The 15,625-nt window shown below is 58.2% G+C and carries 8 protein-coding genes; 2 read left to right on the top strand and 6 right to left on the bottom strand.

Annotated elements, in window-relative coordinates; genetic code table 11:
- Window positions 1-15 precede the first annotated feature (15 nt).
- Complete coding sequence (locus WLY71_RS03475) at window positions 16-429, top strand: T6SS amidase immunity protein Tai4 family protein (protein WP_347802516.1); 414 nt, start codon at window positions 16-18, stop codon at window positions 427-429.
- Window positions 430-552: 123 nt separating this feature from the next.
- On the opposite strand, the gene WLY71_RS03470 is transcribed toward WLY71_RS03475, so the two are convergent.
- The 6 genes from WLY71_RS03470 to putP all read right to left on the bottom strand — a co-directional run bounded on the left by WLY71_RS03470 (window position 553) and on the right by putP (window position 11,056).
- Window positions 553-876: a hypothetical protein gene (locus WLY71_RS03470; RefSeq protein ID WP_347802515.1), complete on the bottom strand. Its 324-nt coding sequence runs from the start codon at window positions 874-876 to the stop codon at window positions 553-555.
- A 355-nt stretch (window positions 877-1,231) separates the two neighbouring features.
- Window positions 1,232-1,648: a hypothetical protein gene (locus WLY71_RS03465; RefSeq protein WP_347802514.1), complete on the bottom strand. Its 417-nt coding sequence runs from the start codon at window positions 1,646-1,648 to the stop codon at window positions 1,232-1,234.
- Window positions 1,645-6,447 carry an RHS repeat-associated core domain-containing protein gene (locus WLY71_RS03460; RefSeq protein WP_347802513.1) on the bottom strand — a complete coding sequence of 1,601 codons (4,803 nt, stop codon included), beginning with the start codon at window positions 6,445-6,447 and terminating at the stop codon, window positions 1,645-1,647. The genes WLY71_RS03465 and WLY71_RS03460 overlap by 4 nt, the downstream gene beginning before the upstream one ends.
- Complete coding sequence (locus tag WLY71_RS03455; RefSeq protein WP_347802512.1) at window positions 6,447-7,184, bottom strand: DUF4123 domain-containing protein; 738 nt, start codon at window positions 7,182-7,184, stop codon at window positions 6,447-6,449. The genes WLY71_RS03460 and WLY71_RS03455 overlap by 1 nt, the downstream gene beginning before the upstream one ends.
- Window positions 7,174-9,192, bottom strand: coding sequence for a type VI secretion system Vgr family protein (locus WLY71_RS03450; protein WP_347802511.1), 2,019 nt, complete (start codon window positions 9,190-9,192; stop codon window positions 7,174-7,176). The genes WLY71_RS03455 and WLY71_RS03450 overlap by 11 nt, the downstream gene beginning before the upstream one ends.
- A gap of 379 nt (window positions 9,193-9,571) precedes the next feature.
- Window positions 9,572-11,056, bottom strand: a complete 1,485-nt coding sequence (gene putP / locus WLY71_RS03445; protein WP_347802510.1) for a sodium/proline symporter PutP — start codon at window positions 11,054-11,056, stop codon at window positions 9,572-9,574.
- Window positions 11,057-11,518: 462 nt separating this feature from the next.
- Between putP and putA the strand changes: the two genes are divergently transcribed.
- A complete protein-coding gene (gene putA / locus WLY71_RS03440) occupies window positions 11,519-15,472 on the top strand; it encodes a trifunctional transcriptional regulator/proline dehydrogenase/L-glutamate gamma-semialdehyde dehydrogenase (protein WP_347802509.1) in 3,954 nt (1,317 codons plus the stop codon).
- Window positions 15,473-15,625: the final 153 nt, after the last annotated feature.

The raw sequence follows: 15,625 nt of genomic DNA, 5'->3' as shown, positions 1-15,625 counted from the left end.
GGAGTCAAAAAACCGATGCCAATTCTATGGTCGGCGTTTGTTTATTTACTGTCGGCAAGCCACGTGTTTGCTGACGAGTCGCACATGGCAGAGGCGCGCCAATCCTTAAAAAATTACGGGCTTAGCCATTGCATTCTCAAGCACTTTAAAGAAACGTCCGAGTTGCAAGCAGACATCGGGCGATCGGCGGGTGCTTACTCCTTCATGGGTAACGGTATGCATACCGTGGTTCAGGATGAAGAAACCTTGAAGGTCATACATGACCCTTACAGGGATACCCAAGCCTACGTATTTAACGCTTTCGACAACACTTCATCTGTCAGCAAATACTCGGACAAAAAGCTGGTAATGCATGGATGCTTGAACGTTTACAACTCGCCGGCGTTTGACGCCTTTATCAAGACCCAGGATCAATTCATTACCGAATAAGCTTCTGAAAACCCACCATTCAGGTCAGAGCCACACTGCCGATTTCGGGCCTGACACCGATGTGACGCTGAGCGTCACGGGCTGCATTCCCACGCAGAACGTGGGAATGCTCTTTTAGCAGCCCTACTCCGAAGACCGCGCCCGCAACCGCCGCCCAAGAACATCCAGTACATCACACCCATCCCGCAACGGAATGGCACAGAGCAAAGCAAAATCACTAAGAATGAAGGACTGACACTCGATCGAACCGCGCATGGACAAGTTCTCCATCACTTGGGTGACGGCACGAATTCGGTAGTTGGCAGCGTCATACAAAACATCCAGCGGCGCTTGGGTGTCGACGAACAGGGTTGGCATGTCGTCGCAATTGCTGGTGAGTGCCATGAAACGGTTTTTGGGATGGGGAATTGGTTTTTCATAGGGTGGATCGGGATGAATACTTTTCATTTTTAAACCTCTGGTAGAAGTGGAGCTACCATCGGCCTTCCTACAGGCTTGGGTGGCAGCTATACGCGGGGTAGGAATATCGAGACCAGAGAACTCGACCACACCGAAGCGTGCCCGCGCACAGCCGCCGCAACTGATCTTACGGACGCACGTTGATGGCCGCAATTCAGGTGTCGACGCCAAAGCGTCCTCTCTAGTATTGAAGGGTTCCTACACCCCGCCACTGAATTTTCAGTGACCACCAGAGACTATCGATGGAATGCATTTCAAACCAGTTCATGGAAACCGCCGCGGATTGAAGGAAACTTCCGACGACCTTGCCCAGAAATTTCGTTCCAACATCACTGACGTCATCTCACCAAGTGGATTGATCCTCAAGGCTCGCCTTTAGCAGCTGACCTTTCCACTCATCGCTTAAAACACTGTAAATATCTTCAAAAAACGCACGAGGATTTTTCATTTCATCCCAGCCACATGGAAAGAGATTGGTGCTTTCGCAGTCATGTTCTAGTAATGCCTGAAAATCATAAGACTCATCTTGTAGTGCAGACTCAAGGACAGCCATCAGCAAAAACTTATGCCTATAACTCAAAAAATCGTAGCTAACTAGAATATAATTTCTCGCAAGCATCCTTCTATCAGCAGAAAGGTTAATGTCGTATTTCTCGAGCTCTAGACCAAGAGTGTGCTCCCTATCATAAATATCAAAATCGCCTATGACTTCACGCACTGTTGGCGCGTATGGTTGATCTAAATATGGATCTTTAATCATTTAATTATCACCGGATGAGATGTAAACGGCTTAGGTTTTCTACCTTTACTAAATTTTGTTTCCGAACCGTGCATGCTTTCAAACAGTTGCGGATTTTCAGGGTCTTTTTTGTTTGGCTTATACCCTCGTCCGACATCTTTATTCTCCCTTCTAACCACATTGTAGCCATTGACATCTTTTCCAGTGAATCGCGGAAGCCCTCGAACAACCCTTGTCATATCATCGTTCAACGTATGCATTTGCAAGTTCCAGCTTTTATATTGCGAGCTTAAGTTTCCTCTATTTTCTCTATGGGGAATTTTAGTTATAGGATCCGTACCGTCTACCGAACGCTGTCGAATTACCGCATCAGGAACCTCGACACTATGCTTACCTATGGAATGCATTCCAGGGTACTTTTTCTCAAACCGCTCAACCCAGCGCTTAGCAACCTCCTCCTTAAGAAGCCCAATCCTTTCTCGCCGCTGCTCACCCGTCAGCTTCGGGAACTGCGGCTCCCCCTCATCAACCCTCGCGCCAGTCGTATCATCCGGCGCCCCACACCGGGGCTTATTCGGTGGCGGGCAATTCCCGCTCAACCCCAACGGATCAACCCACCCCGTCGGATTCGGCGTGTACTGATACTGGTTTAACCCACCCGCCAACTTGATCGGATCCGGCGTCAGATACCGACCAACTTCCGGATCATAGTACCGATGCCGGTTGTAATGCAGACCACTCTCAGCGTCGAAGTACTGCCCCTGAAACCGCAACGGCTGATCGAGTTGCTCTCCCCCACCAAACGCCAGACGAGTGACCTTGCCGTAAGCGTTGTACTTCGCCGACCAGACAATCTCGCCGCCAAAATCGGTGAGTTCCTGCGGCGTACCCAGGTGATCGAGCTGGTAGTAAAACGGGCAAGCCTTGCGTGGGCCTTTGCCGTCGAGCATGGCCAGTGGGCGGAAGCTGCCGGGTTCGTAGACGTAGCTGCGGTAGTGCTCGCGGCTGCTTTCGGCGATGAGGTTGTCGCCTTGCCAGAAGAACTCGGTGGTTTTGCCGTCCACGGTTTTGCTGATGCGGCGGCCGAAGGCGTCGTAGCGGTAGCTGGCGCTGCGGCCGTCCGGGGTCGTGACGCCGACCAAGCGGTGCTGGCAGTCGTAGCGGTATTCGGTGACGAGTTTTTGCGCGGTGCCGCGGCGTTCGCGGATCAGGTTGCCAAAGGCGTCGTAGTCGTAATGGCGGTCGCCTTGCATCAGCAGGCGATTGCCCTTGACGGTCGCGGCGCCGGGGCGGTCCTGCATCAGCAGGTTGCCGGCGGGGTCGTGGGCGAAGCTTTCCGGTGGATCGTCTCGGGTGTGGCGCACGCGAGTCAGGCGATTGAGCGGGTCGTACTGGTAATTGCGTTGGCCGTGACGGGTGTCGGCGATGCTGTCGAGATTGCCGTTGGCGCTGTAGGCATAGTCGCGGCGATACAGCGTTTGATGCTGTTGACTGACAGCGTGGGCCTTCAATCGGCCCTGATCGTCGTAGGCATATTCGCTGAGCACCTGCCCCTGCTGGCGTTGCTGTTCGCGACCGAAGGCGAATTGGTGAGTGGTGAGTCGCGCGCCGTTGAGGTCGATGGCCGTCAGCGCACCGCCCTTGGCGTGGTGGTAGTCGAGTTTGCTGCCGTCCGGCAGGCGCAGGCGATTGAGCTCGCCGCAGGCGTCGTAGCCATAGCGCAAGGTTCCCCAGCCTTGGTGCTCGGTGATCAGGCGGTCTTGCTGGTCGTATTCGAACTCCAGCGGGTGATCGTGACCGTCGTCGACGCTGACCAACCGGCCGAGGCTGTCGTAGCGGTATTCAACCTTGATGCCGTCGGGCAACGTTTTGACCAGCAACCGCCCTGCCGAATCCCGCTCATAAGCCGTCACCAGCTGCGAACCGTCCTCCCCGAACTCGGTTTTCCCCAGCAACTGGCCGTTGAGGTCGTAGGCGTACGCCGTGCGTTGGCCGTCGAATCCGGTTTCCTGTCGGATCAAGCCGTTGGGCGTGTAGTCCAGGAGATATTTTTCGCCGGATTCGTTTTCGATTTCCGTGAGTAACAGCTGGGCGTTGTCGTAGCGGTACTTCAGCTGGGTGCCGTCGAGATTGATGCGACGGCTGACCAGGTGCAGATCGTCGACGTATTCGTAGCGGGTGACGCGACCCAGTTCATCGCGTTCGGCGGTGATCTTGCCGTAGGCGTTGTAGCTGAACGCGCGGCTGGCGCCTGTAGGAAGCGTGGTCTGGATCAGTCGGCCAACGGCATCCCATTGGTACTGGGTAACGCCGCCGTGTTCGTCCTGACGGGTAATCTGCCGCCCTAATGCATCGTAGGAAAACCGCCGCACACCACCATCCGGCAGCGTTTCCTCAACCAACTGCCCCAAGCCATTCCAGGCAAAGACATGCCGGCTGGTGTCCGGGTAACGGATTGACAGCAGCAGCCCTTTCTCATCGTAGTGATAGTGGCTGACATGGCCGTCGGGGTCGGTCGCTTCGGTGATGTCGCCCTGAGCATTGCGCTGATATTTCCACACGGCTTTACCGCGGTGCCGCGCGTGCAGGAAACCGTTGCGGTACTCGTAGGCCGTCGGCTCGTCTTCCGGCGGAATCAGCGCAACCAATCGTCCGACTTCGTCGTAACGGTATTCGGTGATGGCGCCGAGCGGATCCTGCTCGGCAAGCAACCGACCTTGATCGTCGTAGGCCTTGAGGTGTTCGCCACCATCCAGCTCGACCTTGCGCACCAGCCGCGCCCGGTCGTCATGGACGTAAACCTCTTCACTGCCATCGATGTTCTGGACGGTGACACTGCCCTTGTCATCCCAGGCGTAACGCGTGTCCATCTGCGAAAACGACGCCCAATGCCGCACACATCGTGCCGCCTTGCCGGACCGTTCCCACTCCCAGAAGAAACTCGCCCCACCGGTCAGTTGCCGCTGCAGGATGACGTGCTGATCGTCGTAGTCGTAGCGCTCGCTTTCGCCAGCGGCATTGGTTGCTTCGATCAGTTGATCGCGTTCGTCGTAGCTGTAACTGACCAGTGTCTGCTCGGTGTGCCAAGCCTCGTCGAGGGTCTGGGCCGGGACAAAAACCTGATAGTCGACGGCGACCAAATGGCTGCGGTCATAGCGCAATAGCAAGGCGCGGCCGGCACCATTGTCGAGGCGTTTGATGCGGTCTTGTCGGTCGCGAGTGATACGCAAACGGTTGTCGTAAGCGTCACTGATGGTCGTCAACCGACCGTTATGAAAGTGATAGAACCGCGCGTCTTCGCCAGCCTGGGCGAGGATCAGTTCTTCCGGCTCGTCACTCAGATAAATCGCTGCCCGCGACAGACTGTTGTGGATCGCCGGGCGTTCACTGTTTGGCAGCGGAAAAGTCGTACGACGGTTTTCGTGGTCGATCCAGATGACGGTCTCGCCATCGATTTCCAGGCGATGGGCGAGGCTGTGACTCCAGCCGAATCCGAGCCCGCAATCGATCTCCACCGCACTGGTGCGATAGAGCCGGGTGAAGTCGAACGGCAAAACCCCGTCCAGCGCACCGTCGGTCAGCGTGAGCAGTTCCTCGCCCGTGACCATCGACACCGGGCATTTGTTGGTGGCGGTTTTATCAACGGAATCGGCGCTGTCGCCGTTGGGGTTTTTCGCCTGATCCGGGACGTTGTCGTGGTGTTCGTTTTGCTTGAGCGTGGTATTGCGCTTGGCATCCCAGCGCAGTTGCATCCGGCCTTTTTTCATACCGGCCGCGATGCCCCTCGCGGCGACTTTTTTGTAGCGGTCGACGTAGCTAATAAAGCCATCGATGATCGCGAAAATCGCTTTGACGAGGCGCAGAACAGCGCTGAGTAATTGCGCAGCTCGATTAGCCAGGCGCATTGTCAAATAGGCGATACCGGCCCCTGCCGCAGCGAACGTCAGAACGATGCCAATCAGGATATCGATCAACAGCTGCACCACCATCGTCGACACGGCTTCGGCGGTTTTGCCGGCGATCTCGCCGGGCGGCAGCATGTCCAACCAGAGGCTGGCGGTGCGTAACAGCAGGCATAGCGCCGCTTCGTCACTGGCCAGCAGTTGGGCTTTTTCCATGACATCGGGGGCGGTTTCCGCGAGGTTCTTCAGCTCTGCGGCGCTCTCGCCCAACCGCTCACCAAACTTCCCGGGATCCTTGAGGATGTCCGAAAGCAGGCCGATGCCGTCCCACACGCCCTCGATTGCCGCCCAACTTCCCGCGAGCATTCCATTGCCTACAGCAACCGAAGAAGATTCCGACCACTTCGGTTTAAACGTCTTCCATTCATCACGCAGCCATTTCTCAAGTTCCTTCGTCAGGCCGTTATAGGAAGAGAAAAGATCTTCAACTTGCTGCGGTGTGACTTCGTTGTGGACGTGAATGCGGTAGAACTTGCCCTCGTCCCCCTTGAACGTCCCTTTGCCATTTTCATCAAGCGTGACAAGCGTCGTTTCGCCGCTCTCAAGCGCAATCACATCAACCAGAATATTCCCCACGGGGATGTCATAAACCGATTCAAACTTGCTCTCGATCTCTAGCTTTCCACCCTTCGGGCATTGCACGACGGTAGAGGAAAAATCGTCATCGCCGCTGCTCACGACGGTGCTGGAATTGCCGAAACGAATGATCCGTTCCATCCCCATCAACGAAGGCAAATCAGCCGCGTGACTGGCCTTGTCCGCCGCCCGACTGAACCAGTGCTTCAACTGTTCGCGGTAAAGGGAAAGGGTGTCCGGAAAACTGTCGAGCTCCTGCTCGATACGCACAATCTGATCCATCAGTTCAGCTCCGCCATCAGGTAATCCACCAACGCTTGTTTCGGTACTTTCGGCAGGTCCGGCGCCTCAAGAAAGCTCGCGACCTTGTGACGCAACACGCTCATGGAAAACGCCTCATAGAGATCAGGGCGGTCTTCACTCAACCACTTCAGCAAATTGTTGACGCGGGTTGTCGCGGACTCCGAGGCGAGGTGTTTAAGCAGCGATTCAGAAACCTCCCACCACGGAAACAAGCGGGAGGTTTTCAGCGCATTACCACCGATTTCGAGCGGCTGGCCATTGATCAAACAGCGCCCGATCACAGGCATTAACTGCGTAGCGTTAACCTCGGCAGACTGAAGGATCGACAGCAAATAACGCCCATCCCAAAAGCGAAAAAACACCGCATTACCGTTGGGCAGGAGGACTTGGGTAAGGCTGCGCAAATGCTCGACCAGCACTTCTCGAGAGGCAGTAGAAACCGCCAGCCAACCCCAGTCGCGAGACTCAGTCATGGCGACCCACTGCAGAAACTCACTGCCAGCAGCGTCGATTCCGACATAGGGCATTACCGGTTCCCACTCGGCGTAAGCGGTGTCGGCCCAGATCGGACTGGGTGCTTGAGCGGAGATCGAACGCTGCCAGGCTTTAAACGGTTCAGCGGCGCTCGCGCTGCTGAAAACCGCGAACAACTGCTCCGAAGGCTTGAGCGGTTGGCGATCCAACCAGGCGTGGGGTGACAAGGCATCAGGCTGCACAGACACCCTCCTTGCAGCGCTCACATTCCTCACAGAACGGCGCGTCGCTTTTCAGGCTCAGAATCTGTGCGGCACTTAGCAGCGCCGCCGGGGCGGCGGCGAGCTTCAGCGGCGTATCCGGCAAGGCCGGCGCAGCTGCCATGGCCGGCATCAACGCGCCCCCCACCTGAATCGGTACGCTGCTGAAGATCCCGCCGGGACCGATGTTGATCCACTGCCCGCCCGCCTGAATCGTCGCGCTGGCCCCGCCGTCGATCACCACTTGCTGACCGGCGCTGACATGGAATTGCTGACTGGCATTCAGCGCCTGGCTGGTCACCCGAATGTGCCGGTCACCGACCACCACCAGGTGATCATCCAGCTTCACTTCGGTCTGGCGCTGGCCGTGAGTGATGCGTTGCTCGTCGGCCTTCAGCTCATGGCGAGCAGTGCCGGTGACGACGATGCTGCGGGCGTTATCGACCTGCACCTGTTGATCATTCAGTACGTGCTGAGTCCAATTTCGCTGGGCGCGCAGGTAGATTTCCTCGGCGCCTTTGCGATCCTCGATGCGCAATTCGTTGTAACCGCCGCCACCGGGACTGCTCTGGCTGCGGAAGATGCTGCGGGTTTTGTCGGCGGGCAGATCGAGCGGCACCGGGGTTGCGGCGTTTGGCAGGCAACCCATCACCAGCGGTTTATCGGCATCGGCGTCGACGAACCCCACCAGCACTTCCATGCCGACTCGCGGGATCATCACGCTGCCATAACGGTCGTGCGCCCAGCCGGTGGCGACGCGCAGCCAGCAACTGGAGTGTTCATCGAGCTGACCGTCACGGTCCCAAGCCAGCTGAACCTTGACCCGACCGAACTCGTCGCAATGGATTTCACTGTCGGTCGGGCCGGTGACCACGGCAGGTTGATAACCGAGCATGCGTGGTTTTTCCGGCCCGAGTGGAGGCCGAAACGAAACGTCCCACGGTGTCGCCAGAAAGGTATTGCGATAGCCCTGGAAATCATCCGGGCCATCGCTGGTGACTGACTCTTCCAGCACTTGCGGCTGGCGGCCACGGTGCTCGATTTCGGTGATCAACCACAGGTCATTCCATGCCTGACGCGGATGCTCGGCCAGGTGTAGGAAATGCCCGCTGACCAACGCCGATTCGTCGCCACGACCTTCGGCCTGACGGAAGTCCGCGTTGTGGCGTTCGAGTGCTCGTTGGGCCAGATGTTTGCCGTGTTCGCGGTCGGTGAATTGGCCAGGAAAGTGGTAGTCCTCCAGCACTGGACGCTGCTCGCTGTCCAGGCCGCTCTCAAGTTGCAGACGCGGTTTGCGGAAGTCGTAATCGCGACGGGTGACCGCTGTCGTCCGGGTTTCCAGTCGCACGTTGAAACGTTTGATGGCCGGCGCATCCGCCGCCATTCCGCTGCCCGGCAGGTAGAGCGTCGGCTCGGGCAGACGAGGGAAAACCGTCTGATCATCACCAAACACCAACAGGTGCCCGTCGAGACTGTGTTGAAAGTGGTAGTGAATGCCGATCTCGGCACACAGCCGCTGGATGAACGCCAGGTCGCTTTCGGCGTATTGCACGCAGTACTCGCGAGGGGAGTAGTCGCTGCCGAGCCGAAACTCGAAGGCATCGCGCTGGATGCCATGGTCCTTGAGGATTTGCGCGACGATCGCCGGCACGCTTTTGTGCTGGAAAATTCGCTGATTGATGCGCTGACCGAGGTAGGCCAAACGCGGCACGAGACTGATTTGATAGCCCGTCAGGCGTTGTCCGGAATCGCTTTGGCCAACGCGAAGAATCTGACCATGAATGCCGGAACCCTGCGCATCAAAACTCAGAAATGCCTGACGATGCAGCAGGCTTTCGAGTTCGATGTCCGGTCGTTCGCTGACCAGTTCCAGGTCAAAACGGTAGGGCTGGCTGATGGCTTCATTGCCCGTGAACTCAAGCACCTTGAGCTCATTCTGGACGCCGTCGATCGTCAACGTGAAACGCGGTTGATTGGCAGGAGCGAACATCCGATGTGTCTCTGCAGAATGAAGGCGGGCGATTCTGCATGAGCGACAAGGGGCATTGATGGAGGGACAATAAAATCAGATTCGCCCTACTTTTTTAGAGATTTTTCCTTCAAGAATCGGTGTATGTGGCTACAGACATTTCCCTCAAAACCACCACCAACCCCTGTGGGAGCGAGCTTGCTCCGGGCGGCGATCCGACGATTGCGGTTGCTCATTCAACATTGATGTCGACAGACCCGACGCTATCGCGAGCAAGCTCGCTCCCACAGGGGAACTTCAATACCTCGGGCCTGGCGCAGGCAAAAAAAACGGCCCGCCTCCAAAAGGACGCGGGCCGTTTTCATGTTCGCCGAAAGGTCAGAGCATCAGCTCATCCCCATCACTTGTTCAGGCGGAAATCTGCCTCGGCAGCGGCGAAGCGCTGAAGCATGCCTTTCGTAGGCTCGCCCAGTTTGCTAACGATGTAGATCGCCAGGCTGGCGAAGATGAAGCCCGGGATAATTTCGTACAGGCCCAACAGTTCGAAATGCTTCCAGACCATCACGGTGATCGCGCCGACCAGGATGCCGGCCAGTGCGCCGTCGCGGGTCATGTCTTTCCAGATCACGGAGATCAGGACAACTGGACCGAAAGCAGCGCCGAAACCGGCCCAGGCGTAGCTGACCAGACCCAGCACGCGGTTTTCCGGGTTAGCGGCCATCGCGATGGCGATCAGGGCAACCAGCAGCACCATGATGCGGCCGACCCAGACCAGTTCTACCTGGGAAGCGGTTTTACGCAGGAAGGTTTTGTAGAAGTCTTCGGTCAGTGCGCTCGAGCACACCAACAGTTGGCAGCTCAGGGTGCTCATCACAGCAGCCAGAATGGCCGACAGCAAGATACCGGCGATCCATGGGTTGAACAGGATCTTGGCCAGTTCGATGAACACGCGTTCGTGGTTTTCGGTCACAGGACCAGCCAGCTCCGGATGCGCCGAGAAGTAAGCGATACCGAAGAAGCCTACAGCGACGGTGCCGCCCAGGCACAGGATCATCCAGGCCATGGAGATGCGACGTGCTTTAGCGATCGACTTGACCGAATCCGCGGCCATGAAACGCGCGAGGATGTGCGGCTGGCCGAAGTAGCCCAGGCCCCAACCCATCAGCGAGATGATGCCGATGAAGGTGGTGTTTTTCAGCATGTCGAAGTTGCTGGCGTCTTGTGCTTCGATGGCCAGGAACGTGGTGTCGACGCCGCCAGTGGCCAGCAGCACGATGATCGGCGTCAGCAACAGAGCGAAGATCATCAGGGTGGCTTGTACGGTGTCAGTCCAGCTCACTGCCAGGAAACCACCGACGAAGGTGTAGGCAATCGTCGCCGCAGCGCCAGCCCACAGTGCAGTCTCGTAGGACATGCCGAAGGTGCTTTCAAACAGACGGGCGCCGGCCACGATGCCGGAAGCGCAGTAGATGGTGAAGAACACCAGGATCACGACCGCGGAGATGATCCGCAGCAGGCCGCTTTTGTCTTCGAAACGGCTGGAGAAGTAATCCGGCAGGGTCAGCGCATCGCCGTTGTGCTCGGTCTGCACACGCAGACGGCCGGCGACGAACAGCCAGTTCAGGTAAGCACCGACGATCAGGCCGATGGCGATCCAGCTTTCGGACAGACCGGACATGTAGATAGCGCCCGGCAGGCCCATCAACAACCAGCCGCTCATGTCGGAGGCGCCGGCGGACAATGCAGTCACGACGCTGCCCAGGCTGCGACCGCCCAGAATGTAGTCAGAAAGGTTGTTGGTGGAGCGATAGGCCATGAAGCCGATCAGCACCATTGCTGCGATGTAGATCACGAAGGTGATCAGAGTTGGATTGCTTACGCTCATTCGAGTGATGCCCTGGCTTTGTTTTTATGTAGCGGCGAGGTGTGAAACGCCGACAAACGACAATGTTTGTTCAGACGATTTCCAGCCCCACGCATTTATGACTGATGTTTCCCCAGGAAAGCCATCAGCCGGTGCACCTGACTTTCTAGCCGGTTGCACCTTGGGCGCGAATGCTATTCAACAAAGCAAATAAGGTGCAACCAGTTTCGCGAGAATAAGTTGCACCTAGTCGGATTTATCTGAAAAAAGCCTGTTTTTGCTCCCTTTTAGGGCAGTTCCAGCGTTTTGCTAGAAGCAAAAGCACCAAGCAGGAGCGGTACGTTCGTACCGGAATTTAATTCCTGACGAGCTGCGTATTATTCCGACAAAAAAAGGTTGCACCCGGTTGCACCTCGACGGTTGCACGGCTAATCTTGCCGCCAGCTGATGCCACGCGGTCGTGGCAAACATGAGGATAAAAATATGGCTACCACCACCCTTGGGGTCAAACTTGACGACCCGACCCGCGAGCGCCTCAAGGCTGCCGCGACCTCGATTGATCGCACGCCGCACTGGCTGATCAAGCAGGCAATTTTCAATTACCTGGAAAAACTCGAGGGTGGTGCAACCCTGACCGAGCTGAGCGGTTTGATCAGCAAAGACGCTGACGACGCCGGCGAAGTCCATGCCGACCACGCGCACCAGTGCTTCCTCGAATTCGCCGAAAGCATCCTGCCGCAATCGGTGCTGCGCGCCTCGATCACCGCCGCTTACCGTCGCCCTGAGCCGGAAGTGGTGCCGATGCTGATCGAGCAGGCTCGCCTGCCGATCGCCATGGCCGAAGCCACCAACAAGCTCGCCGCCTCGATTGCCGAAAAACTGCGCAATCAGAAGAGCGCCGGCGGCCGTGCCGGGATTGTTCAGGGCCTGTTGCAGGAATTTTCCTTGTCCTCCCAGGAAGGCGTGGCACTGATGTGCCTGGCCGAAGCGCTGCTGCGCATCCCGGACAAAGGCACCCGTGACGCGCTGATCCGCGACAAGATCAGCACCGGCAACTGGCACCCGCACTTGGGCAACAGCCCGTCGCTGTTCGTCAACGCCGCCACTTGGGGCTTGCTGCTGACCGGCAAACTGGTCGCCACCCACAACGAAGCCGGCCTGACGTCGTCCTTGAGCCGCATCATCGGCAAGAGCGGCGAGCCGATGATCCGCAAGGGCGTCGACATGGCCATGCGCCTGATGGGCGAGCAGTTCGTGACCGGCGAAACCATCGCCGAAGCCCTGGCCAACGCCAGCAAATTCGAAGCCAAAGGCTTCCGCTATTCCTACGACATGCTGGGTGAAGCCGCACTCACCGAGCACGACGCCCAGAAGTACCTGGCCTCGTACGAACAAGCCATCCACTCGATCGGCAAAGCGTCCCACGGTCGTGGGATCTATGAAGGCCCGGGCATTTCGATCAAGCTCTCGGCACTGCACCCGCGTTACAGCCGCGCCCAGTACGAGCGCGTGATGGACGAGTTGTACCCGCGCCTGCTGTCGCTGACCCTGTTAGCCAAGCAATATGACATCGGCCTGAACATCGACGCCGAAGAAGCCGACCGCCTCGAGCTGTCGCTGGATCTGCTGGAGCGCCTGTGCTTCGAGCCGCAACTGACCGGCTGGAACGGCATCGGTTTCGTGATCCAGGCTTATCAGAAGCGTTGCCCGTATGTGATCGACTACGTGATTGACCTGGCTCGTCGCAGCCGTCATCGCCTGATGATCCGTCTGGTAAAAGGCGCGTACTGGGACAGCGAAATCAAACGCGCCCAAGTCGAAGGCCTGGAAGGCTACCCGGTCTACACCCGCAAGGTGTACACCGACGTTTCCTACATCGCCTGCGCCCGCAAACTGCTGTCGGTGCCGGAAGTCATCTACCCGCAATTCGCCACGCACAACGCCCACACCCTGTCGGCCATTTATCACATTGCCGGTCAGAACTATTACCCCGGCCAGTACGAGTTCCAGTGCCTGCACGGCATGGGCGAACCGCTGTACGAACAGGTTGTAGGCAAAGTTTCCGAAGGCAAGTTGAACCGTCCGTGCCGCGTGTACGCACCGGTCGGTACTCACGAAACCCTGCTGGCGTACCTGGTACGTCGTCTGCTGGAAAACGGTGCGAACACCTCGTTCGTCAACCGCATCGCCGACCAATCTATTTCGATTCAGGAGCTGGTGGCCGATCCAGTGGCCAGCATCGAGCAGATGGCGACGCTGGAAGGCGGCTTCGGCCTGCCGCACCCGCGTATTCCGCTGCCGCGTGATCTTTATGGTGCCGAGCGCGCCAACTCCAGCGGCATCGACATGGCCAACGAACATCGTCTGGCTTCGCTGTCCTGCGCCCTGCTGGCCACTGCTCACAACCACTGGAAAGCTGCGCCGATGCTCGGTTGCGCCTCCAGCAGCGAAACGCCTGCGCCGGTTTTGAACCCGTCCGATCTGCGTGATGTGGTCGGCCATGTGCAGGAAGCGACCGTCGAAGACGTCGACAATGCGATCCAGTGCGCCTTGAGCGCCGCGCCGATCTGGCAGGCCACTCCGCCCGCCGAACGTGCCGCGATTCTGGAACGTGCCGCTGATTTGATGGAAGGCGAGATTCAACCGCTGATGGGCCTGCTGGCTCGCGAAGCCGGCAAGACCTTCGCCAACGCCATCGCCGAAGTACGTGAAGCCGTGGACTTCCTGCGTTATTACGCCGTGCAGGCGCGCAACGATTTCACCAACGACGCCCACCGCCCATTGGGCCCGGTGGTGTGCATCAGCCCGTGGAACTTCCCGCTGGCCATCTTCAGCGGCCAAGTCGCTGCTGCCCTGGCTGCCGGCAACCCGGTCTTGGCCAAACCTGCGGAACAAACCCCGCTGGTAGCTGCTCAGGCCGTGCGTTTGCTGCTCGAAGCCGGGATTCCGGAAGGCGTGCTGCAACTGTTGCCGGGCCGTGGCGAAACCGTTGGCGCTCGTCTGGTCGGTGACGATCGGGTCAAAGGCGTGATGTTCACTGGTTCCACTGAAGTCGCTCGCTTGCTGCAACGAAACGTCGCCGGTCGCCTGGATGCTCAAGGTCGCCCGATTCCGCTGATCGCCGAAACCGGTGGCCAAAACGCGATGATCGTCGACTCCTCGGCACTGACCGAACAAGTTGTGATCGACGTGGTGTCCTCGGCCTTCGACAGCGCCGGTCAACGTTGCTCGGCGCTGCGTGTGCTGTGCTTGCAGGAAGATTCCGCTGACCGTGTCATCGAAATGCTCAAAGGTGCCATGGCGGAATGCCGTCTCGGCAACCCTGAGCGGCTGTCCGTGGACATTGGCCCGGTGATCGACGCCGAAGCCAAGGCCGGTATCGAGAAGCACATCCAGGGCATGCGTGACAAAGGTCGCAGCGTGTACCAGGTGGCCATTGCCAACACCGAAGAAGTCAAACGCGGCACCTTCGTGATGCCGACGCTGATCGAGCTGGAAAGCTTCGACGAACTGCAACGGGAGATCTTCGGTCCGGTGCTGCACGTGGTTCGCTACAAGCGCAAAGACATCGATCAGCTGATCGGTCAGATCAACGCTTCCGGCTACGGCCTGACGCTGGGCGTGCACACCCGCATCGACGAGACCATCGCCAAGGTGATCGACAACGTCAACGCCGGTAACGTCTACGTGAACCGCAACATTGTCGGTGCTGTGGTCGGCGTGCAGCCGTTCGGTGGCGAAGGCCTGTCGGGCACCGGCCCGAAAGCAGGTGGTCCGCTGTATCTGTACCGTCTGCTGTCGACGCGTCCTACCGATGCAATCGAACAATCCTTCGCTCGCGGCGACGCTATCGCTGCGCCGGACGTTCGTCTGCGTGATGCCATGAGCAAACCGCTGAAGGCCCTGCAAGCCTGGGCTGACAGCAACAAGTTTGCCGACCTGAGCACCCTGTGCGTGCAGTTCGCGGCGCAATCGCAAAGTGGGATCACCCGTGTTCTGGCCGGCCCGACCGGCGAGCGCAACAGCTACGCCATCCTGCCGCGCGAACACGTGCTGTGCCTGGCGGAAGTCGAAGGCGATCTGCTGGCTCAACTGGCGGCGGTATTGGCCGTAGGTGGCTCGGCAGTGTGGCCGGAAGCTGAATTGACCAAGGCGTTGTTCGCACGTCTGCCAAAGGAAGTTCAGGCGAAGATCAAGCTGGTTTCCGACTGGAGCAAGGACGAAGTGCTGTTTGATGCGGTTCTGCATCACGGCCATTCCGATCAGTTGCGTGCGGTCTGCCAGCAAGTGGCCAAGCGTGCCGGAGCGATTGTTGGGGTTCATGGTTTGTCGCAAGGCGAGACCAACATTGCGCTGGAACGTCTGGTGATCGAGCGGGCGTTGAGCGTTAACACTGCTGCGGCGGGTGGTAATGCGAGCTTGATGACTATCGGCTAAATCGCAACAAAACCAGGCACCCGCGATGGGCGCCGGGTTTTTAGAAGCAAGATCAAAAGATCGCAGCCTGCGGCAGCTCCTACAGGGGATCGTGTTTCTCTGTAGGAGCTGCCGCAGGCTGCGATCTTTTGCTTCTCCATCACGCTCATCAAT

Source organism: Pseudomonas rossensis, from assembly GCF_039888995.1.
GTDB lineage: Bacteria > Pseudomonadota > Gammaproteobacteria > Pseudomonadales > Pseudomonadaceae > Aquipseudomonas > Aquipseudomonas rossensis.
Note: the sequence above shows the minus strand (reverse complement) of the source record. Positions and strands in the feature narration are given on the sequence as shown.